Source organism: Apibacter mensalis (genome assembly GCF_001418685.1).
GTDB classification, from domain to species: domain Bacteria; phylum Bacteroidota; class Bacteroidia; order Flavobacteriales; family Weeksellaceae; genus Apibacter; species Apibacter mensalis.
Genome location: NZ_LIVM01000001.1, coordinates 57139 through 79095, shown reverse-complemented (window position 1 = coordinate 79095; position 21957 = coordinate 57139). Strand labels below are relative to the sequence as shown.

18 protein-coding genes are annotated in these 21957 nt (G+C 31.0%); 7 read left to right on the top strand and 11 right to left on the bottom strand.

Annotated features, from left to right (window positions below; all coding sequences use genetic code 11):
- Positions 1–120: 120 nt before the first annotated feature.
- Positions 121–2496: a type IX secretion system periplasmic lipoprotein PorW/SprE gene (gene porW, locus ASC36_RS00320; protein ID WP_055424492.1), complete on the top strand. Its 2376-nt coding sequence runs from the start codon at positions 121–123 to the stop codon at positions 2494–2496.
- A gap of 396 nt (positions 2497–2892) precedes the next feature.
- Here porW and aspS read toward each other — a convergent pair whose 3' ends face one another.
- The 3 genes from aspS to ASC36_RS00305 all read right to left on the bottom strand — a co-directional run bounded on the left by aspS (position 2893) and on the right by ASC36_RS00305 (position 6808).
- Positions 2893–4641, bottom strand: a complete 1749-nt coding sequence (gene aspS / locus ASC36_RS00315) for an aspartate--tRNA ligase (RefSeq protein ID WP_055424491.1) — start codon at positions 4639–4641, stop codon at positions 2893–2895.
- A gap of 399 nt (positions 4642–5040) precedes the next feature.
- A complete protein-coding gene (locus tag ASC36_RS00310) occupies positions 5041–5934 on the bottom strand; it encodes a CorA family divalent cation transporter (protein WP_055424490.1) in 894 nt (297 codons plus the stop codon).
- 244 nt (positions 5935–6178) lie between these two features.
- Positions 6179–6808, bottom strand: a complete 630-nt coding sequence (locus ASC36_RS00305; RefSeq protein WP_055424489.1) for a hypothetical protein — start codon at positions 6806–6808, stop codon at positions 6179–6181.
- 270 nt (positions 6809–7078) lie between these two features.
- Here ASC36_RS00305 and pepE point away from each other — a divergent pair, with 270 nt between their 5' ends.
- The 4 genes from pepE to ASC36_RS00285 are packed head-to-tail and all read left to right on the top strand — an operon-like array spanning position 7079 to position 10051.
- Positions 7079–7810: a dipeptidase PepE gene (gene pepE / locus ASC36_RS00300; RefSeq protein WP_245630706.1), complete on the top strand. Its 732-nt coding sequence runs from the start codon at positions 7079–7081 to the stop codon at positions 7808–7810.
- A gap of 53 nt (positions 7811–7863) precedes the next feature.
- On the top strand, positions 7864–8829 hold the full coding sequence (locus ASC36_RS00295; RefSeq protein ID WP_055424487.1) for a type I phosphomannose isomerase catalytic subunit: 966 nt from the start codon (positions 7864–7866) through the stop codon (positions 8827–8829).
- Positions 8830–8836: 7 nt separating this feature from the next.
- A complete protein-coding gene (locus ASC36_RS00290; protein ID WP_073961169.1) occupies positions 8837–9577 on the top strand; it encodes a lysophospholipid acyltransferase family protein in 741 nt (246 codons plus the stop codon).
- A gap of 18 nt (positions 9578–9595) precedes the next feature.
- Positions 9596–10051 carry a YqaA family protein gene (locus ASC36_RS00285; protein WP_055424485.1) on the top strand — a complete coding sequence of 152 codons (456 nt, stop codon included), beginning with the start codon at positions 9596–9598 and terminating at the stop codon, positions 10049–10051.
- Here the strand turns inward: ASC36_RS00285 and ASC36_RS00280 are convergent.
- The 4 genes from ASC36_RS00280 to ASC36_RS00265 all read right to left on the bottom strand — a co-directional run bounded on the left by ASC36_RS00280 (position 10044) and on the right by ASC36_RS00265 (position 15739).
- Positions 10044–12257 carry an FUSC family protein gene (locus tag ASC36_RS00280; RefSeq protein WP_055424484.1) on the bottom strand — a complete coding sequence of 738 codons (2214 nt, stop codon included), beginning with the start codon at positions 12255–12257 and terminating at the stop codon, positions 10044–10046. The genes ASC36_RS00285 and ASC36_RS00280 overlap by 8 nt on opposite strands.
- 46 nt (positions 12258–12303) lie before the next feature.
- Positions 12304–12702, bottom strand: coding sequence for a DUF1634 domain-containing protein (locus tag ASC36_RS00275; protein ID WP_055424483.1), 399 nt, complete (start codon positions 12700–12702; stop codon positions 12304–12306).
- Positions 12703–12714: 12 nt separating this feature from the next.
- Positions 12715–13590: a sulfite exporter TauE/SafE family protein gene (locus ASC36_RS00270; RefSeq protein WP_055424482.1), complete on the bottom strand. Its 876-nt coding sequence runs from the start codon at positions 13588–13590 to the stop codon at positions 12715–12717.
- A gap of 241 nt (positions 13591–13831) precedes the next feature.
- Positions 13832–15739 carry an ATP-binding cassette domain-containing protein gene (locus tag ASC36_RS00265; protein WP_055424481.1) on the bottom strand — a complete coding sequence of 636 codons (1908 nt, stop codon included), beginning with the start codon at positions 15737–15739 and terminating at the stop codon, positions 13832–13834.
- 107 nt (positions 15740–15846) lie between these two features.
- Between ASC36_RS00265 and ASC36_RS00260 the strand changes: the two genes are divergently transcribed.
- The gene (locus ASC36_RS00260; RefSeq protein WP_055424480.1) at positions 15847–16410 is read left to right on the top strand and encodes a hypothetical protein; all 564 of its coding nucleotides are present in this window, start codon (positions 15847–15849) and stop codon (positions 16408–16410) included.
- A 77-nt stretch (positions 16411–16487) separates the two neighbouring features.
- Here the strand turns inward: ASC36_RS00260 and ASC36_RS00255 are convergent, their stop codons facing one another.
- Positions 16488–17297: an enoyl-ACP reductase FabI gene (locus ASC36_RS00255; protein ID WP_055424479.1), complete on the bottom strand. Its 810-nt coding sequence runs from the start codon at positions 17295–17297 to the stop codon at positions 16488–16490.
- 309 nt (positions 17298–17606) lie between these two features.
- On the opposite strand from ASC36_RS00255, the gene ligA reads away from it, so the two are divergent.
- Complete coding sequence (gene ligA, locus ASC36_RS00250; protein ID WP_055424478.1) at positions 17607–19625, top strand: NAD-dependent DNA ligase LigA; 2019 nt, start codon at positions 17607–17609, stop codon at positions 19623–19625.
- 94 nt (positions 19626–19719) lie between these two features.
- Here the strand turns inward: ligA and hisIE are convergent, their stop codons facing one another.
- The 3 genes from hisIE to hisA form a co-directional block, all read right to left on the bottom strand.
- Entirely contained in the window at positions 19720–20307 is a 588-nt protein-coding gene (gene hisIE, locus ASC36_RS00245) for a bifunctional phosphoribosyl-AMP cyclohydrolase/phosphoribosyl-ATP diphosphatase HisIE (RefSeq protein ID WP_055424477.1), read from the bottom strand.
- Positions 20304–21056 (bottom strand): imidazole glycerol phosphate synthase subunit HisF, encoded by a 753-nt coding sequence (hisF, locus tag ASC36_RS00240; protein WP_055424476.1) that lies wholly within the window; start codon positions 21054–21056, stop codon positions 20304–20306. The genes hisIE and hisF overlap by 4 nt, the downstream gene beginning before the upstream one ends.
- Positions 21057–21141: 85 nt before the next feature.
- Complete coding sequence (gene hisA / locus ASC36_RS00235; protein ID WP_055424475.1) at positions 21142–21864, bottom strand: 1-(5-phosphoribosyl)-5-[(5-phosphoribosylamino)methylideneamino]imidazole-4-carboxamide isomerase; 723 nt, start codon at positions 21862–21864, stop codon at positions 21142–21144.
- Positions 21865–21957: the final 93 nt, after the last annotated feature.

Below are 21957 nucleotides of genomic sequence, written 5' to 3'. Positions count from 1 at the left end.
TTAGCTTATATTTAAGGTTTTATAAGATAAGAGATTATTAATGAAATAGCAGGTATTTACAAAACAACAAATTTAATAAATTTTCGTTTTTTTATTAGTTTTGTCAATTATAAGTAATAAATGAAGAAAGTTATATATACAATTTTGATTTTAAGCCTTTTGGGAGGCTGTTCAACCAAGAAAAACGGGATAACACATCGAACGTATCATAGGATTACTTCTTGGAACAACACTTTATTCAATGGCCAAGAAGCATTAAATGATGAGTTGAAATCGAGGAACTTAAGGTATAGGGATAATTTTTCGGCCATTTTGCAAGTAGAGCCGGGTAATCCTTGGGTAGATAAAAAAGAAAGTTCCATAGATTTTACCTTATCAGATTCAGAAAATAACACATCGAATCTTTCAGGAGAGCTCAAGGATAATTTTAAAAACTTAGATGCTCAGGGAGCAATAAATTCTTTATCTGATGCATTGGGAAATATGCTAGGAGCAGGAAAAGATTCAAAAACACAAGGATACGACAAAGCTATAGAAAAAGGTAAAAAAGCAATTGAAAAACATTCTATGCTTATCAAAGGAAAAGAATACAATTCAATGATGAGTGAAGCTTATCTTTTATTAGCTAGAGCGTATTATTATAAAAGAGATCCTTTCGAATCTCTTAATTATTTGAATTACATGAATTCAACTTTATTTAAAAATACTAAAAGAGCTCAAGCAGAAGGTTATAAGGCATTAGCACTAGCACAAGCCGGAAATTCATTTCAAGCAAATGAGATTTATGAAAAACTCGTTAAACAAAAATTAAAAAAAAGGGATGAAAAATTTATCTCAAAAATATATTCTCAATTTTTAATTGATGAAAAAAGATATCAAGATGCTGTAAAAGCTTTAAACGTTGCTAAAAAATATAACAAGAGCGCTAATGACCAAGCACGTTTTAATTTTATCCAAGGTCAATTATCAGAAATATTAAAAGAAGAGGATCAAGCAAGAGATTATTATAATAGTGCCTATAAGAAAAAATCCGTTCCGGAGCTGGAAATTAAATCTCAAATAGCTTTATCAAGATTGTATAAAAAAGAAGATAGCTTAACATATTTAGGCAGAATTAAATTTCTAAAAGGGCTAACAAAAAAAGGATTGTATCAATCCAGAAAAAATGAAATATATTACGCAATGGGACTTACTTCCCTTAGAGAAGAAAGAGAAAAAGATGCGATGAATTATTTTTTTGCTTCTTTAAAAGAAAGAGAAAGCGATCCTCAAACACGAGCATTAGTATATCAAGAAATAGGAGATCACTATTTTTCAAAACAAAACTATGTATATGCAAGTGCCTATTATGATAGCGCTATATCAAGATTTGTTGATCCGGTTATGAAAAGAAAATTAGCGGTAAAAAATAAAGTATTAGATAATATCACGCAAAAATATTATTTAGTAAAAAAGAATGATAGTATTTTAATGATAGCTAAAATGACACCCAATCAAAGGAATACTTATTATCAAAAGTATATTAATCAAATCAAAGAAAAAGAAGAACAAAAAAGATTACAACAAGAAAAAATTCAGGGAAAAGAAAATACTACAGAATTTGCCACAGAAACTTTTGAAAACAACATGTTTTCATTAAATATGACAACTCCCAACACTAAAGGGAAATGGTATTTTTATAATAATAACCTTAAACAAGTAGGTCAATCAGAATTTAGAAAACAGTGGGGTGACAGAATGTTGGCTGATAATTGGAGAATGAGCAATAAAATTTCAAATTTAGAGGATGTAAAAATGCAATTATCCGGTCAATCGGATTCTAAAAATCCAAGACGCTTTGAAATTGAATATTATACAGAAAATTTACCTAAGACTCAATCAGAAATAGATGTTTTAAAAAAACAGAGAGATTCGGTAGAATTATCATTAGGAATTTTATATTTTGATAAGTTACATGATATAAAATCAGCTACCTCTACCTTGGAACATTTATTATCAACCAAGCCGTATAACGAAGAAATAACTGTATTGGCTATGTATAACCTGTACAGGTTTAATAAAGAAGAAAATAATAATTTATCAAAAAAATATTCAGATATAATAATTACTCAATATCCGAATACTAAATATGCCTATACTATTTTAAATCCTCAAACTAATGTATTAAATACCAATTCTTCAGAAGCAATATTGTTTTATGAAAATACTTATAAAAAATACGAGAAAGGAAATTATAAAGAAGCAAAAGAATTGGCAAGTCAGGCTCTTTTAAAATATCCCAACCATGAAATAATAGCAAAATTTATATTATTATCTGCTTTTTGCGATGCAAAATTAGGTAATAAAAAAGAATTTAAACAATCGTTGGAAAATATCGTTAAGGTTTATAAAGATAAAGAAGAAGGGAAAAAGGCAACAGAATTATTAAAAACCTTTAATAATATGAATAACAACGAGAAATTATTAAAAGCAAACGATCGTGAAATAAAAAAATAACGATTTATAATTAGAAATGATTCATACGAATTCTTATATATCCGAAAATGGATAAAAACAATAACTTAGATTTATGGTATTATTTAGGTTAATTAGTTATTATTGAACAATTCAAATTAAATTTTAACTAAATAGCACTACCTTAATTGGTTGGGTTATAAATTATTTTATGATTTAAATCATAAAATAATTTATAATCATTCTAAATAAAAAAACATATCTTTGAAGAGATAAATGGAAAAATTACTTTATGTTAAAATACAAGCAAAGAAGTAATTTTCACTGTGTGTTCTCATAAAATTGGTTTTATTTTATTTAGTTTTAAAAAGCAAAATTTTTAATTAAAAAAAATTTTGCTTTTTTACTTTATAAAGAAATTAATTGATATTATACTTATTACTTTGTAATTTTTATATTTAATTCCTCTAATTGTTGTTCATGAATATAAGAAGGGGCATCAATCATAACATCTCTTCCGGAATTATTTTTTGGAAAAGCAATATAATCTCGGATTACTTCTTGTCCCCCTAAAATAGCTACCAAACGATCAAAACCAAAAGCAATTCCGCCATGAGGTGGAGCTCCAAATTTAAAAGCATTCATTAAAAAGCCAAATTGAGCTTCAGCCTCTTCTTGAGAAAACCCTAATAAAGAAAGCATTTTTCCTTGTAATTCTTTGTTATAAATACGAACAGAACCTCCTCCAATTTCATTACCGTTTAATACTAAATCATATGCGTTTGCACGAACTTCCCCGGGGTTAGTATCTAAAAGGGGAATATCTTCGGGTTTCGGTGAAGTAAAAGGATGATGCATGGCTACATATCTATTTTCTTCTTCATCCCACTCAAGTAAAGGGAAATCAACTACCCATAAGGGTGCATAAACGTCGGGATTTCTTAAGCCTAAACGTTCAGCCAATTCCATTCGTAATGCACTTAATTGAGGACGTACCTTACTAGCTGCACCGGATAAGATCAGGAGTAGGTCGCCGGGATGAGCCTTAGCTTTTTGAATCACCGCTTTTAATTTTTCTTCAGAATAAAACTTATCTACTGAAGATTTAATACTTCCGTCCTCATTATAACGTATATATACCAATCCGGAAGCACCTATTTGAGGTCGCTTTACCCAATCGGTCAATTCGTCCAGCTGTTTCCTTGTATAGGAAGCACACTTTTCAACGTTTATACCTACTACTAATTCAGCTTCGTCAAATACTTTAAAACCACTATTTTTTAATTCTTCATTTAGTTCAACGAATTCCATTCCAAATCGAATGTCCGGTTTATCATTACCGTATTTTTTCATTACTTCTGCGTAGGTCACTCGAGGAAATTTATCAAAAGAAATATTTTTCAGCTCCAGTAAAAGATGTTTAGTTAATCCTTCGAAAGTGTCTAGAATGTCTTCTTGTTCTACAAATGACATTTCGCAATCTATCTGGGTGAATTCAGGCTGACGGTCTGCGCGTAAATCCTCATCTCGAAAACACTTAACTATCTGGAAATATTTATCTAAACCACCTACCATAAGCAGTTGCTTAAAGGTTTGGGGAGATTGAGGTAAGGCATAAAACTGGCCGGTATTTAAGCGTGAAGGAACCACAAAGTCTCTTGCTCCTTCGGGAGTAGACTTGATTAAAACAGGAGTTTCCACCTCAATAAATCCTTCTTGAGAAAGATAATTTCTTACCAGTTGGGCAACTTTACTTCTGAAAATTAATTTATTTTTAATTGGAGTACGTCTTATATCCAAATATCTGTATTTCATACGTAATTCTTCTCCTCCGTCTGTTTCATCTTCAATGGTGAAAGGAGGAACTATTGAAGGATTAAGTATGGATAATTCATCAACTAAGATTTCAACTCCACCTGTAGGTAAATTAGGATTTTTGCTGGTTCTTTCAATTACCGTTCCTGATGCTTGTATGACAAATTCACGACCTAATTTTTTTGCTTTATCTATGAGATCCTTATCAGTTCGTTGCTCATCAAAAACAAGTTGCGTAATTCCATATCGATCACGTAAGTCTATCCAGGTAACAAAACCCTTATCACGAATAGTCTGTATCCATCCGGCAAGAATTACTTGTTGTCCTATATTTGATTCATTAAGTTCTCCACAGGTGTTGGTTCTATACATATTATAATTTTTATACAAAAATAATTATAATCTGTTGAATAAGAATTAGAAATTTTGCATTAGCACCAGTTCTAAAAAAGACTGTGATTTTATAAGTTATTTTTTAAACGGTACTCTTTGCTGATAATTTTACTTTTCTCATTTTAATCATAAAATATCCAAAAAAACGAATTTACGATTTACCAATATACAACAGAGTTTTCTTTCTTCCGGTACTATTTTAAATTGGGAGGATTCATAATAATTTAAAATATAATTCCAAGGAACAATATGTTATCAACAAAATTATTTTTTGTAAATTTCTTCAAGATTTTTTTAGTAAAGTTAATTATAAGTTGATAAAAAGGTCTATTATATTCTATTGGCTTAAATAATGGAGATTAAAATACAGAATGATTTTTACAACCATTTTTTTCTTTTCAACCAATAATAAATAATAAGAGTGATTAGTATCATAACGACAATAATTATAGGATAACCCCATTTAAGTTCCAGCTCAGGCATAAAACGAAAATTCATACCGTATATACCGGCAATAAATGTTAGTGGCATAAAAAATATAGAGAATATGGTCAATGTCTTCATAATCTCATTGGTTTTTTGTGAAGAAAGAGAAATATAAAGATTAAGTAAGTTATTGAGATCGTCCATAACTTGTTCATAAAGAGTTGTCAATTTTAAATATAAATCTTTAGCATCTTGATAGGCTGCTTTCTCTTGTTTAGTCGGTTTAATGGAATTAATAACCTCATCCGAAAGTATTAATAATTTAGTGCACAGATTGGTTTTTCTTTTTAAAGAATAGATACTTTGTAAAACTTTAGAAGATGGATTTTTTAAAAAAAGCTTGTTTTCATAAGATTCTAATTTATCAATGATGTATAAGATGGAGTCATTATAAGTTTGTAAAACGCTTTTTAAAATTTTTATAATGACTAAATTAGTTGAGAAAGTATGTCCCATATTTTGACATTTATCAGCAATATCGTTAATAAATGACATTTCAATACGGTGGATAGTAATGAGTAAGGATTCATTAAAAAAAACGGCTATTTTATTAGATAAGTTTTCAATGGTAGTGTCTTTTTTATCTCCTTTATGTACTACTCTCAATATAAGGAAATTAATGCCATTCTCAGTTTCAAATTTTGGTAAATGATTGGGTTCTAAACTATCTGCCAGATTGTAAAAATTAAGATTACATTTTTCTGCAATTTCTTGCATTTCTTCTTTGGTGGGATTTAATAGATCTATCCACTCATAGTTGGACTGATGAATTATTCTTACTGCCATTAAAAACCTTTTTTGTAAAAATACTATTTTTAGAAATACGAATATTTAAAAAATAAATTAAATCATTTCAATTTTAAATGTATACAATAAAATAAATTATTAAATAGATAAAACTATCGCGTTTTACTTACAATTATTTTATTAATCAGCCCTAGAAAAGTTTTTTATAACTATTTACGTATGAGAGTGTAATATGTAAATAAAATAAAATTTGAATTTACCATAAATTGACAGTGATAGTACCTTATAAAACTTCTAACTCATATTTCTGGATATGTGCCCGAAATACCTCTTCAGTTCTTGCTGAAAAATAAATATCATTGATTCTGTTATTTTCATTATCGTATGTATACCAAAGTAAGCAATCCGGTTTCCAATACATTTGTAAACCACTATACCTTACCACATCTTCCCATTCGGTATGTGTTAAAATTTCAAGATCTTCATCCGAAATAGTTGAAATTCCAAAATATTCATAACCTCCTTGAGCGCACTGATAATATAGCATTACAGTTAAAAATTCAATAAGTGGGATTTGTTCTTCATACCATTCATTTTCATTTAATAGTTGATAAACTTTGGGGTTATGATTTTCAAGATTAATTTCAAATCCCCAGTAGCATATACTTTGATTTTCTTCTAAGAAAACGATTTTATTTTCATCTCTTTGAAGTTGACTTGGTAAAGCAAAACGATTAAAAGATTCCATCAACATAGTATTTTTTCCTGCCAATAAATATAAATCCCGTAAGATTTTAGGTAATATGAAACCCAATTTAAGTTCAACTTTATCTAGTTCAGAAGGCCTCACTCCGTCATTTTTAGTTAATGCCCTTCCTAATAGCCGTTCAGCCAAAGAATTAATAGTGTTCATTTTATTAATTTTATTCAAAATTATATATAAAATTAAATTTATAAAATGATTTTTAAATCTAGCGGTAGGTAAAGCAACCGGATTGAAATAATTGCAAACTTACTTGTAAGTTATTAATTAAGATCTTAAAATGAAATTTACATTAATTTCTAGTTATATTTGGGCGAAAATTGTAACAATGTATTATTGAAATTATAACATTATTACTGCTAATAACGTTTTGATAATGATTTAATTCAAGTAATTGTCAAAGTAAAATTATTAATTTTAATGACGCTAGATAATAATAGACATATGAAGCTTTTACTACTCAGTAATTCAACTAATGTGGGAGAAAGGTATCTGGAATTTTCAAAAAATCAGGTGCAATTATTCCTTGGTACTAAAAAATTAACTGTTATATTTATACCTTATGCAGCAGTAACATTTTCATATGACGAATACGAAAGTAAAGTAAATGAAGCCTGGAAAGTGATTGGAATTGAAGTGAAAAGTGTACATCATTTTTCAAATGCGGATGAAGCGATAAAAAATGCGGATGCCATAGTAGTTGGAGGAGGTAATACTTGGAAATTGGTGAAAGAATTACAACAAAAAAAATTACTTTCGCTAATACATGAAAGAGTTAAAACGGGAATTCCCTATATCGGATGGAGTGCCGGTTCTAATATTGCATGTCCTACACTTAGAACCACTAACGACATGCCCATTGTTGAACCGAAAAATTTCCATACCTTAAATTTGATTCCTTTTCAAATAAATCCACATTATATAGATATTCATCCTAAAGACTTTGGCGGAGAAACGCGTGAGCAAAGAATCATGGAGTTTATTACTTTAAATCAAAATTTATATGTAGTTGGACTGAGAGAAGGTACTATGTTACATTATGACAATGGAAAATTAAAGTTGATTGGAAAAAAACCGGCAAGAATTTTTAAATATAATCAGCCGATTAAAGATATGGATTCCGGAGAGGATTTTAATTTCCTGCTCAAATAACTGGTATATTAATTGTAAAATAAAAAAAATTTTGTATATAAATTAACCTAAACATGTCACTATATCCATTGGTATTTCAACCTTCTTTCCATTATAGAATATGGGGAGGAAATAAACTAAAACATTTCGGTAAATATATTAAGGAAGAGAATATTGGAGAAAGTTGGGAAATTTCCACAGTTCCGGGATTCGTTAGTGTGGTTTCCAACGGAATGTTAAAAGGAAAAAATTTAGACAATTTAGTTAAAAAGTATAAAGACCGGTTAGTTGGAAAAAAAGTATACCGGAAATACGGAGATAAATTTCCATTGCTTATTAAGATTTTAGATGCTGCTCAGCCCTTATCCGTTCAAGTTCATCCTAACGATGAGTATGCAGAAACTCACCATAATTCATTCGGAAAAACGGAAATGTGGTATGTTTTAGATTCAGAACCTGATTCTGAGATTATCCTTGGCTTTGAAAAAGGAGTTAATAAAAATATTTTTACTAAAAACATTGAAAAAAATACGTTAGATTCTATTCTTAGGAAGATACATCCTGAAAAGGAAAATGTTATTTATATTCCTTCCGGGAGAATTCATGCAATGGGAAAAGGAGTTTCAGTGATTGAAATACAGCAAAATTCAGATATAACTTATCGGATTTACGATTATGATAGAATTGATAAAAATGGAGAAAAAAGAGAATTACACCTTAAACAAGCTCAAGAAGTGATTGATTTTTCTTTTGTTGAAGAACCTTTTACTCATTACGATAAAACTGCAAAAGAAACAACCGCAATTGCTTCTCCATTTTTTACAGTTTCTAGGTTGGTGATAACTGAAAATAAAATTTTAGAGAACTTACAAGATTCTTTTCGTATAGTAATTTGTATAGATGGAGAATGCTCCATAATGAATCAGCTCATTTCAGTAACCCTTAAAAAAGGAGAAACTGTATTAATCCCCGCAGAATTAGTAAATGTTGAAATCAAACCTCAAGTAAAGGCAAAACTCTTAGAAGTTCATATAGACTAGATTAAATATGAAATATCTTAAGATCATAGCTGTAATCCTTTGGAGAGTTTGGTTTTACACCTTAGCAGCTATATGCACACTTACCATTGGAGTAGTTATTTATCTGATGACCTATCAGAATAATAATAAACTGACGTATTTCTTTATGCGAATGTGGGGATGGGTCATTTTTTATGGAACCGGATTTACTTATTCATTACTGTCGGAAGAAGATTTAGATCCTAAAGAAAACTACATTTTTATTGCTAACCACACCTCATTAATCGACGTAGTTTTAATGTATGTACTTCATCCTAATCACCCGATAATATTTGTGGGTAAAAAAGAGCTGGAAAAATATCCCGTATTTGGGAGAATTTATAAAAAGGTATCCATTTTGGTAGATAGGTCTAGCAGAGAAAGTAAACAAGCAGTATTTTCTGCCGTAAAAAAAGAGTTAACCCAACATAATAAAAACGTTGTTATTTTTCCAGAAGGAGGCGTTCCCAACAGGAAAGTTAAATTGGAGAAATTTAAAGACGGAGCTTTTATATCTTCCGTATATTGTAATAGTCCTATAGTCCTATATGTTTTTCATAATTTAAAAAATATGTTTCCTTTTGTTTTTAATTTAGGTTATCCGGGTAAGGTAAAAGTAGAACGAGTAAAAATATTGTATCCGAAAGGAGAAACTAAAAACTCATTAAAGGAAAAAGCCTACCAATTAATTTATGAAAGGATCAAAGATGATAAGATAGAATTTAATTAATACAAAATAAATAATTATATGTTAGATGGATTAGTAGAGTATGGATATATAGGATTATTTATTGCTTCCTATTTGGCAGCCACCATTTTACCCTTTAGCTCTGAAGCAGTGCTTATGGGGATATTTATTATGGGAGGAAATCCTTGGATTAGTATTGTAATTGCAACAATTGGAAATTGGCTAGGAGGTATGACCAGTTATTTTTTAGGAAGGCTGGGAAAAATAGAATGGATTGAAAAATACTTAAAAATAAGTAAAAATAAAATTGATCAGGTATCTCAAAAATTAAATAAAAAAGGAGCATATTTTTCCTTTTTTTCTTTCTTACCCATTATTGGAGATATTATACCCATTGCTTTAGGGTATATGAGAGCTAATATGTATATCGTTTCTATATCTATGTTAGTCGGTAAGCTGTTTCGTTATCTATTGGTTATGTATGCATTTAAAGGCTTTTCAAATTTTATTAAATAGAAAAATCTCTTTTTGAGTCTTTCCATTCTTGGAAATTATTGAGCTTATTTATATAGGAATAAATTTGCTGTGATAAAATATTGATTTCGCGAAGCTGATAAGTAATTAATGATTGATCATCCGTCAAAATATTTAGTTCATCTTCTTCTTTTTCTTTATATTCAATATTACAATCAAATGAAGATCTTTTGATGTTCAATAAACAATGATTTAAATTGTTTTCAATAGATGATATTAAGAGTTGATCTATTTTCAATGCTTTACTATTTTGATTAACATAGGATCTAAGAGAAGATATTCTTGTAGATAGAAGGTTTATAAAGGTTTGAATATTATATATATCAGACTTATAATTTTTTGAAATTTTCGGTTCCGATATTATTCTTTGAAAAGTACTCGATAGATTTGAAGTTCCCAGCAAAACATCCTTTCTGGAAAGTTTTATAACCGTATCAGAAAGCTTATCATCATTTAATAAATTGTATGTAATTTTTGAGAAATAATCTAAATTATATTTTAATAATTCTTCAATCAACACAGGAAGATTTTTATATTCCCAAGTGGGAAGAAAAGAAAAGCTTAAAACAAAGCTAATTACTACTGCAATAGTCGTTCCACCCAAACGATGATAAATATTTATCCAACTGTCGCTTGCACTATGCTCCAAAAAAATCAGAAGAATAACAAATATAGTTACAAAAGCAACCCCCGTTCTATAATTGATGGGTATAAAACTATATGCACCTACTATACATATAAAAGTAATAGCAGAAATCACATAAATGTTATGCGTAACAAGCAAAAGTCCCAAGGTTAGTAATCCCCCTATTAAAGTACCTTGCAATCTTTGAATAGACGAATTTTTTGTATATCCATAGAAAGGCTTTAAAATTAAAATAATGGTTAAGTATACCCATGCAAAATATTCAATTTTAAGTAAAGTGCAAATAAGGTAAGAGACCGATATGGCAACACTTACCCGTAACGCATGTTTGAAAATATTAGATCTTAGATTTAAATTGGCCTTGAAAGTTGAAAAACTATAGTTATATTGTCTTGTAAACTTTTCTAAATCCAAGTCTTCATATTGCTTTCGCTCTGATCTGAACTCTCCGTTAATAAGAGATTTAATTAAGCCGGTTTGTTTATAAAAGGATTTAAAAATAAAACGAACATGCTTTAAAGCATGGATGTCAATATCCGACTTTTCGTTATTTTTTTCTTCAAGAAAAAGTATTCGTTTCTTAAAATAATCAAGTTGAGTTGTATCAATAGTAACCGTAACCTTTTTATGAAAATTTATCGACCAGCTTAATTCGTAGAGAATATTCTCCATGTTGGCTAAGTGAGATTCAAAATCTTTTTTTAAATCACTTTTAACAAGAGAAACAATTAAATTATTATCCTGATAATTTAAAGATAAAAGCTGTTCATATAGATCAATTAATGCGCTGAAAATTAAGGTCATTTTTCTGCCCTTTGCAGAAAAGCTCTTAGCATTAATTCTCAATTTAAAAAGATTTTCACGAATATCTTCATGAGTGCTGTGTATTTTTGTTTGTCTTTCAAAAAGCCGATTTAAAATTTCTGTTTGTTTTTGAATATTGACAGGATTTTTAATTTTTAAGAGAAAATATTCATGCATAAGTTCAGTGTACTCATACAAATGTTTAATATTTTCACTTATTTTTTGTTCAATAACCCTATAAGGTTGGATTCTCCATAGTACTAAAGAAACGAATCCATACCATAACACTCCCATCATCATTCCCAACGTGTTAGTGATGATATGATTACCTTCAAAATTACATGCGTAGACCACACATAATAAAGAAGAAGTACTTACACTTACAGCGCGTGATCCGTATATAAAAAACATAGAGAAGAAAAACCCGCATAAGGTAATCCAAATACCGAAAAAAATTTCATGTGAAATCAATAGCTGACATATAAAAACTACTAAAAAGTAAAATAAAGCGGCAATCGATTGAGTATAAAATTTAATATGTAAGGACCCCGGATTGTCACCAAGCCCGGCTACAAGAGCCCCAGAAGAAGCAGCAATACCCATATCAGGTCTTTTAAGAAGCCATCCTACGAATAGAGGTATAACTATAGCCATTGCAATACGTAATCCGCGACTAAAATAAAACCCAAAAATAAAAAAGGTACTTTCTGAAATTATATGTTTAATTTTTTGCCGCATAAAAATCTATAAGCAGTGGTAGTAAATTAGAATTTCTAATTAGTTTTTATCCTTCAAGCCCAAAAATCATGTTAGATACGATAATAGCTAAAACTATGCAGGTTATAACTATATACATACGATCCTTTTCAATTGCAAAAGCTACTATTGAAAAAGCAATTCGTAAAATGGGAGTGGCTATTAAAACGGCTACCCCTAATTGTATAATGGCCATACCATCAAATTTTATAACGGCAGGTAAAAGTGTAGTTAATTCTCTTAAATAATTAGGAGCTCCAACAAACGTTTTAAAGTTGAGTTGTTGATCCGGATGTTGTGATATATAAATTATCCCTCCGGTAATTGTAATTATAGAAGAAAGAATAACTCCATAACGCAGCAACTTACCAATATAAAGTTCTACATCACGTTCTTCCCAAAATCTCCTAGATAAAAAATTACTCATAATACTATCAACTTAAAGTTTAGGAAAATTGATATTAGGGAACCATGTAGTCAGTGAAGGTTCTAATCCCCTATATATCATTTGGATTGCAAGAATAGCTATTACCAAACTGAAAATTTTACGTAATAGTTGTACGTTTATAGCCATCAATATTTTTGAGCCGATAAAAGCCCCGAACAAAACTCCTACCACAATAGGCATGGCAAGAAAGGGGTCAATCTGACCTCTTTGAAAGTAGATAACAGCACTGGCAGCAGCTGTTACCCCTACCATAAAATTTGAAGTAGTAGTTGAAACTTTAAATGGTATTTTCATAGCAGTATCCATTGCCAATACTTTGAGTGAGCCTGATCCGATCCCTAAGATACCCGATAGCACGCCAGCTATCGTCATTAGGGAAAAACCCGCACCGATGTTTCGGACATTGTATTTTTGAATTCCGTTAGGAGTAGGATAAGTTCCATTTAATTTCAGCCTGGTTGCAAATTTACTACCTGGAGCGCTATAATCTATAGAGGCATTTTTCTTTCTTAAAGTCATGATAGATGAAAAAATAAGTGTAAAACCTAAAATTATATAGATTGCAGATGTAGGGAGAAAAACTGCTATTAAGGCACCTAGTACTGCACCCAGCGTGGTTGCGATTTCAAGAAACATTCCAATACGCACATTAGTCATTCCTTCTTTAATATAGGCGGCAGCAGCTCCCGAAGAAGTAGCTATAGAAGTAACCAATGCAGTCCCAACTGCATATTTAATGTCTACTCCAAAACCAAGGGTAAGTAGAGGAATAATTACTACTCCGCCACCTAATCCGGTAAGAGAACCCAATGTACCCGCTGCAATTGCCCCAAAAAAAAGAATAATAGTAAAAGTTATTATAGTCAAAATGAATTAAAATTAAGAAATTAAGTAACAAATTTAGAGATTCCTTTTTAATAAGTTAATATTAATTTAAATTAAATTCTAGATTTGTATAAAAAAGAAATTTGGTTAAAAATAGTGCATTACGTATGAAAATACTATGTAGTATATAAGACATTACCCCCCCCGGGGATCTTATAGCCCTCACGGAATACTAATTGTTTAGTTATTTGGTTAATGTCCTTATAAAGAAATTATGTGATACTTATCCATTTAATTGAGTGAAAATACGCTCCCATTCCTTAGTAATCTTAGTAAGGTTATTCTTTAATTCTGTATACTTCTTAATATTTTCTTCTTTAGGGTTTTCCTTACTAAATATATCTTCAAAAGCAGAAATTTTTTGTTCCATCTCCTCAATATCATTTTCAAGCTTGAACAATTTATTTTCCAAAGATTTTTGTTCTTTAGATTTAAATTGTTTTTCCTGAGAAACTTTAATCGGATTACTTTCTGTCGTAACTTTTTGGGAAGTTGATTTCTCAATATCAACTTCTCTCATATTTTCTTTCTTGCGGTAATCCAAATATTCATTAATATTTCCCAAAAATTCCTTTACTTCGCCATTTCTGAATTCAAAAATTTTGTCGGCTAAATCATCTAAGAATTCTCGATCGTGAGATATCAAAATAAGCGTACCTGTAAAATTCTTTAATGCCTGTTTTAATATTGCTTTGGATTGTATATCTAAATGATTGGTAGGCTCATCCATTATCAATGTATTGAAGGGGCGAAGAAGTAATTTACATAAAGCCAATCGGTTTCTTTCGCCTCCAGAAAGAACAGAAACTTTTTTATGAACTTCATCACCTTGAAAAAGAAAAGAACCCAGCAAGTCTCGGACTTTTGGACGAGATTCTTCAGTTGCCGAATCTTCAGCTTCTTCTAAGATTGTTTTAGAAGCGTTGAGCTCTTCGGACTGGTTTTGTGCAAAATATCCGATTTGAACGTTGTGTCCTATTTCAAGTTTACCATTGTAAGATAATAAGCCAACTATAATTTTAGCCATAGTTGTTTTCCCTTGACCGTTCTGACCGATAAAAGCTATTTTCTCTCCTCGTTCTATATAAAAATTAGCATTTTCAAAAATAGTATGCGTATCGAAGGATTTACTTAAATTTTCCGCTTTAAAAATTATTTTTCCAGGTGTTATACTAGGCTCAAAACGAATATGAAAACGTGTTATGTCTTCATCTTCAATCTCAATACGTTCTACCTTATCTAATTTCTTTATAAGAGATTGAGCAAAAGAAGCTTTATTGGCTTTTGCCCGAAATTTACTGATTAATTGTTCTGTACGTTTAATTTCTTGTTCTTGATTTTTTTGTTGCTGAAGAAGTTTTTCCTTACGTTCTTGCCTTAAAATAAGGTATTTGGTATAATTAGCTTTATAATCTTGTATAGATTTATTGGATATTTCAATGGTACGATTGGTAACATTGGTTAAGAATTGTTTATCGTGAGATACTAATACCACAGCTCCGCTATAGGTAATTAAAAAATTTTCTAACCAAACAATTGATTCTATATCTAAATGGTTAGTTGGCTCGTCAAGAAGGAGTACATCATTTTCTTCCAATAAAAGTTTAGCCAACTCTATTCTCATTCTCCACCCTCCCGAGAAATCATTAGTAAGCCGGTTAAAATCGGATTCTTTAAACCCCAAACCTTTTAGAATTTTTTCAATCTCTCCATCAATATTGTAGCCTCCTAAGTGAGAGAACCGATCGGTAAGATCTGTTAAATCATGAATGAGCTTATGATATTCCTCAGATTCATAATCGGTTCTTGTGGCAAGCGCATGGTTTATAGTATCAATTTGTTCATTGATTATATTTAATTCTTTAAAAGCTTGTTTTGCTTCTTCCCATACCGTTCTTCCTTTTTCAAAATCTAAATCTTGCTTTAAGAATCCAATACTAACTTTCCCTTCTTTTTCAACATTACCCTCAGTAGAAGATTGCTCTCCGGATAAAATTTTTAATAAAGTAGATTTACCTGCTCCATTTTTACCCGCTAATCCAATACGATCATTTTTATTAATCCTAAAATTTACATTTTCAAATAAATAAGATCCTGCAAAATGTAAACCTAGATTCTGAACTAATATCATTTACTTATTAAATTTTGAACATGCAAAGATACTATTTTAAACTTAAATCCGTTGTTATGTTCTTTATTGAATGAAAATTATGTAAATTAGTTCTTTAATATAATTTTATGAAAAAGATATTATCAATAGTAGTAATAGCATTATGCTTTAATTTTGTATTCACTAGTTGCAGTGATGATGATAATGGCAACGTGGTAGTTAATACGGATACTATTTCAAAAGTATTTGAAATTGAAAGTTCATTTAGGTTTGACAATCAACTAGGTTGGGTTATTAATGGTGAACTTAGACCGGCTATAATTAACGGAGATCATTTATTAATATATAGGCTATCCACAGTAACCGGATCAGGTAAAGATGTATGGCAACTTATACCTCGAACCCTTTATTTAGACTTAGATAATGATAGGATTACCGAAAGCGAGTTTTCATACGATTATGATTTTAGTATTGAAGATTTTAATATTTATGCAAGGGGAAATTATGATTTGACTTTAACTCCTGGTTTAATTAATGAACAAGTTTTTAGGATAGTTATTATTCCGGGAAGCAATACCGGTAATGCCTTTAGTGGTAAAATGCCAATCGATTACAAAAAGTATAACGAGGTGATTAAGTATTATCATATTGATGATAGTAAGGTAATAAAATTGCAACCGATAATAAAATAATAAAGTAATACAACTTATACGATAAAAGAGGCTTATAAGCCTCTTTTTTTATGGAATTTATAAACAATATAAATTTATTATTTTTCGAAACGTTTCATAACTCTTTCGCTAACTCCTACATTGGAAAATCCACCATCATGGAAGAGATTTTGAAGAGTTACTTTCCTGGTTAGGTCGGAAAATAAGGTAATACAATAATTTGCACATTCCTCTGCAGTAGCATTACCTAGTGGAGAAATTTCTTCAGCGAACTCAATAAATCCGCCAAAACCTTTTACACCGTTTCCGGCAGTAGTCGGAGTAGGAGATTGCGAAATAGTATTTACTCTAACTCTATTACGAATTCCCCATTCATAACCGAAACTTCTTGCAATGCTTTCCAAATAAGCTTTATTATCAGCCATATCATTATAACCGGGAAAAGTTCTTTGTGCGGCAATATAAGAAAGGGCTACGATACTGCCCCATTCGTTCATGGCATCTTTATCCCAAGCTGTTTTCATAACCTTATGGAAAGAAACGGCAGATATATCCCATCCTTTAGTTAACCATTCGTAGTTTATATCAGTATAATCTTTATTTTTTCTGACATTAATAGACATTCCTATAGAATGTAAAATAAAATCAAGCTTTCCGAATTTTTCAAGAGCATGATCGAAAAGTTTATTCAAATCTTCCATAGAAGTTGCATCAGCAGGAACCGTATCTGAACCCGTCTTTTCAGCTAATGCATTAAGTTCCCCTTTTCTAAGAGCGACAGGTGAATTGGTAAGGATAAATTCAGCCCCTTCTGCATGAGCTTGTTCTGCAACTTTCCAAGCAATGGAGTTAGAATCTAGCGCCCCAAAAATAATTCCCTTTTTTCCCTTTAATAATCCGTGAGACATAGTATTTAATTAAAAATGTTAACAGAACAAATTTAGGTAAATATTTTTACATAGAACTGAAAAGTTTATTATTACACTTATGGTAAAAAAAATAATTTATAAAAAATAAATAATATTCACAGTAAATTTCGCATCATTCATGATGAAAGAAATAATGTTAAGTATAATTTGTGTATTTCAATATAATTCCTAGTAAAATATATCGATTTTTATGGAATATAGATTATCAATAGTCGGTATGCTAAACAATATCAAGTATTCTTTAAGATATCAATCATTGTTCATAAATTTGAATAAACATTTTAATATATGAGTAATACTAAAAACAGAATTGAATTTTTACGGAAGGAATTAACTGATTTAAATTATAAATATTATGTGTTAGATCAATCAGAAGTTTCGGATTATAAGTTTGACAAAATGATGGAAGAATTGAAGCAATTAGAAAAAGAAAATCCGGAATTCGATAGTCCCGATTCACCTACCCATAGAGTTGGAGGACAGATAACTAAAAGTTTTCCAACTGTAAGACATGAAAGACGGATGTATTCGCTGGATAATAGTTACTCATTTGATGATATTAAAGATTGGGCAGCAAGAGTTGCCAAATCTATAGATGAGAAAATTGAGTACGTATGTGAGCTCAAATACGATGGACTTTCCATAAGTATATTATATGAAAACGGTCAATTAGTTCAAGCGGTTACCCGAGGAGACGGTTTTCAAGGAGATGAGGTTACTCATAATGTGAAAACTATACGTTCGATTCCCCTTCATCTAAACGGACAATATCCGCAACGTTTTTATATAAGGGGTGAAATTATCATGCCTAAAAAATCATTGGAAAAGTTAAATAAAGAAAGAAAAAAAGAAGGCTTAGAACCCTATGCAAATCCAAGGAACACGGCCAGTGGCAGCTTAAAACTTCAGGATAGTGAGGCGGTGGCTAAAAGGGGACTTGATTGTTATTTGTATTATATGCTTACTGATGAAAGGGCGTACAGTACACAATGGGATTCTTTGCAACAGGCTAAAGATATGGGTTTTAAAGTTGGAAATTATGCTCGATTGTGTACCAATTTAGATGAAGTAATTAAATTTATCGAGTATTGGAATACCGAAAGATATAATTTACCCTTTGAAATTGATGGAGTAGTGATTAAAATTAATTCCATCTTTGAACAGGAGGAATTAGGTTATACGGCTAAATCTCCTCGTTGGGCGATTGCATATAAATTTAAAGCTGAAAAAGTAGAAACGCAATTATTAAGCGTAGATTATCAAGTAGGCAGGACAGGGGCGATCACACCGGTGGCAAATCTAAAACCGGTGTTGGTAGCAGGAACCACTGTGAAAAGGGCATCTTTACACAATCAGGATTTCATTACCAATATGGATTTACGAATTAATGATGTGGTTTTTGTAGAGAAAGGTGGTGAGATTATTCCTAAGATAGTGGATGTGAATTACGATAAAAGGGAACCGGGCATTATCAAGCTGGAATTTATTAAAAATTGTCCGGCCTGCGGGACTCCTTTAGTTCGAGAACCGGGAGAAGCTGCTCATTTTTGTCCTAATGAAAAGGCTTGCCCACCTCAGGTTATGGGAAGAATCGAACATTTTGTTTCCCGAAGAGCCATGAATATCGACAGTGTTGGAACCGAGACGGTTTCTATGCTCTATGAAAAAGGGTTGGTAAAAGACATCTCTGATTTCTATATCTTGAAAAAGGAACAATTAATTGAACTGGATAGAATGGCTGATAAATCGGCTCAAAATATAATAGACGGCATTGAAAATTCAAAACACATTCCCTTCGAAAAAGTTTTATATGCTCTTGGAATTCGTCACATTGGAGAAACAATGGCTAAGAAATTAGCTAAAAGGTTTAAATCGATAGAAGAATTACAAAAAGCAACTTTAGAAGAATTAGAAAATACGGCAGATGTAGGAAACAAGATTGCCATCAGCATTCAGGAGTACTTTGCAAAGCCGGAACATTTAATCCTTATTCATAAGCTTAAAGAATCGGGCTTACATTTTCAAACAGAAAACACATCGGAAGAAATTTCTCATATATTAGAGGGGAAAACATTCTTATTTACAGGAAAATTAACTGCTTTTACAAGAGATCATGCAGAAGAACTGGTTGAAAAGAACGGAGGTAGGAATATTTCATCCGTTAGTAAAAATTTAGATTATCTGATAGTAGGAGAAAAAGCGGGTTCCAAGCTGAAAAAGGCTGAACAATTAGGAACTGTACAAATTTTAGATGAATATCAATTTTTAGATTTACTTGAAAAAGAGGGGAAAAGACCAACAGATTAAAACTACTAAGCGGTTACATTCAAGTTAATAACTATTCAAATCAAGTGAAAAGATTAGAGTATGAACTGCAATAATCAATTGCAGTTCCTATATATCAATGGTTTCGTTCGAATAACACTTTTTCAATATCTTCCAGTTGAAACCCCTTTGCTTTCAAAAGGATAAGATAGTGGTATAACAAATCTGCTGCTTCGTTTTTAAACAAAACATCATTCGTATCCTTTGCCTCAATAACTACTTCAACAGCTTCTTCGCCGACTTTCTGAGCTACTTTATTAATACCTTTTTGATAGAGTTGGTATGTATACGATCCATTTGTTTTTTCATCAATTCGTTGATTGATAATATGTTGTAGTTTGTATACAAATCCTTTACTATGCTGTTCCTCGAAACATGAATAACTTCCCGTATGACATGTTGGCCCTTCAGGAGAAGCTTTAATTAAAAGAGTATCACAATCACAATCTATTTCAATCTTTTTTACCCATAAATAATGGTGGGAGGTTTCTCCTTTGGTCCATAATCGATTTTTGCTGCGACTAAAAAAAGTCACTTTTCCTTCTTTTTTTGTTTTTTCAAAGGCTTCTTCATTCATATAACCCAGCATAAGTACTTGCAAGGTAAGATCATCCTGAATAATTACAGGAATCAATCCGTTACTTTTATTAAAATCTAATTTCATCGTATAGGAATATTTTTGGTTTTTAAAAATCTTTTTAGTTCGGGGATGGGAATTTCATTAAAATGAAAAACACTGGCTGCGAGAGCTGCAGATGCCTTGGTAGTTAAAAACACATCTGAAAAATGCTCTTTAGTTCCGGCTCCACCTGAAGCAATAACCGGAATGTTCATGGTCTTTGCAACTTCATAAGTAATATCAAGGGAAAAACCGCTTTTCGTTCCGTCATGATTCATGGAAGTAAGTAAAATTTCTCCCGCGCCTAATTGCTCGGCTTTTTTTACCCAATCTAGCGTTGAAATCTTGGTAGGTGTTCTTCCTCCGTGAGTATATACTTTCCAGTCGGTATTTTCCTTCTTGGTATCAACAGCGACAACAACACATTGACTCCCAAAGCGTGAAGCAATATCCGAAATCAATTCCGGTCTTTTTATCGCTGAAGAATTAATACTTACCTTATCCGCACCTGCTTGAGTTAGAGAAAATACATCTTCAACAGAATTTATTCCTCCACCTACCGTAAAAGGAATGTTAATCTCATTGGCGATCTTTTCTACTAAGTGGATCAAGGTAGACCGGTTTTCAATAGTAGCGGTTATGTCCAAGAAAACTAATTCATCTGCTCCTTGTTGCACATAAGCCTTAGCCAATTCTACCGGATCTCCAGCATCGGTAAGGCTCACAAAATTCACTCCTTTTACTGTTCTTCCGTTTTTTATATCCAAACAAGGAATAATACGTTTTTTTAACACTTTTTTATTTTTAAGTAAGCATTAGTAATTAATTACAGGTAATAAAAATCCATTTTGATTTATTGAAACAGTAATCATTACTATATCAAATATCACTAAGAAACTGTTTTAGTTTTTCCAGTTTAATCTTTTTCTCATAAATAGCCTTTCCGATGATAACTCCTTCGCAACCAATCTCTTTCAATGTATATAAATCATCTAAGGAAGATACACCGCCACTCGCAATTAGATCTATTGAAGTTGTTTGAAGAATTTCTTTATACAGATCATTTGAAGGTCCTTTCAACATTCCATCTTTGGAAATGTCGGTACATATTACATAACGAATGCCCTTATTTTCATATTCTTTAATGAAGTTGATTACTTCTAAAGAAGAAGATTCCGTCCAACCTTGGGTGGTTATCATTCGATGGTTGCAATCTGCTCCCAAAATAATTTTATCGCTGCCAAAAGTTGAAAGCCAGGAAAGAAATAATTCCGGATTTTTTACGGCAATACTTCCTCCGGTAATCTGTGAAGCTCCATTTTCAAAAGCAATTTTCAAGTCTTCATCTCTTTTTAAGCCACCTCCGAAATCAATCTTTAAAGAAGTTTGGGAAGCTATTTTATATAGTGTATTATAATTAATGATTCGGTTTGATTTTGCACCGTCTAAATCTACCACATGCAAATATTGGACTCCGATGTCCTCGTATTCTTTTGCGGCATCTAAAGGATCTTCCCTATATATTTTTTCAGTAGAATAATCTCCTTTTGTCAGTCGCACACATTTTCCATTAATAATATCTATGGCGGGTATAATTCTCATTTTTTATTTCAGATTATATTAATTTATCCGTATTATAAAGTATAGATCAGTAAATATAATTCTTAAATCCATATATTTTATCTGAAAAGTAAA

Bases quoted from the DNA above. Each gene is read 5' to 3' on its own strand.
- porW (WP_055424492.1), top strand. From the start codon at position 121: ATGAAGAAAGTTATATATACAATTTTGATTTTAAGCCTTTTGGGAGGC.
- aspS (WP_055424491.1), bottom strand. From the start codon at position 4,641: ATGTATAGAACCAACACCTGTGGAGAACTTAATGAATCAAATATAGGA.
- ASC36_RS00310 (WP_055424490.1), bottom strand. From the start codon at position 5,934: ATGGCAGTAAGAATAATTCATCAGTCCAACTATGAGTGGATAGATCTA.
- ASC36_RS00305 (WP_055424489.1), bottom strand. From the start codon at position 6,808: ATGAACACTATTAATTCTTTGGCTGAACGGCTATTAGGAAGGGCATTA.
- pepE (WP_245630706.1), top strand. From the start codon at position 7,079: ATGACGCTAGATAATAATAGACATATGAAGCTTTTACTACTCAGTAAT.
- ASC36_RS00295 (WP_055424487.1), top strand. From the start codon at position 7,864: ATGTCACTATATCCATTGGTATTTCAACCTTCTTTCCATTATAGAATA.
- ASC36_RS00290 (WP_073961169.1), top strand. From the start codon at position 8,837: ATGAAATATCTTAAGATCATAGCTGTAATCCTTTGGAGAGTTTGGTTT.
- ASC36_RS00285 (WP_055424485.1), top strand. From the start codon at position 9,596: ATGTTAGATGGATTAGTAGAGTATGGATATATAGGATTATTTATTGCT.
- ASC36_RS00280 (WP_055424484.1), bottom strand. From the start codon at position 12,257: ATGCGGCAAAAAATTAAACATATAATTTCAGAAAGTACCTTTTTTATT.
- ASC36_RS00275 (WP_055424483.1), bottom strand. From the start codon at position 12,702: ATGAGTAATTTTTTATCTAGGAGATTTTGGGAAGAACGTGATGTAGAA.
- ASC36_RS00265 (WP_055424481.1), bottom strand. From the start codon at position 15,739: ATGATATTAGTTCAGAATCTAGGTTTACATTTTGCAGGATCTTATTTA.
- ASC36_RS00260 (WP_055424480.1), top strand. From the start codon at position 15,847: ATGAAAAAGATATTATCAATAGTAGTAATAGCATTATGCTTTAATTTT.
- ASC36_RS00255 (WP_055424479.1), bottom strand. From the start codon at position 17,297: ATGTCTCACGGATTATTAAAGGGAAAAAAGGGAATTATTTTTGGGGCG.
- ligA (WP_055424478.1), top strand. From the start codon at position 17,607: ATGAGTAATACTAAAAACAGAATTGAATTTTTACGGAAGGAATTAACT.
- hisIE (WP_055424477.1), bottom strand. From the start codon at position 20,307: ATGAAATTAGATTTTAATAAAAGTAACGGATTGATTCCTGTAATTATT.
- hisA (WP_055424475.1), bottom strand. From the start codon at position 21,864: ATGAGAATTATACCCGCCATAGATATTATTAATGGAAAATGTGTGCGA.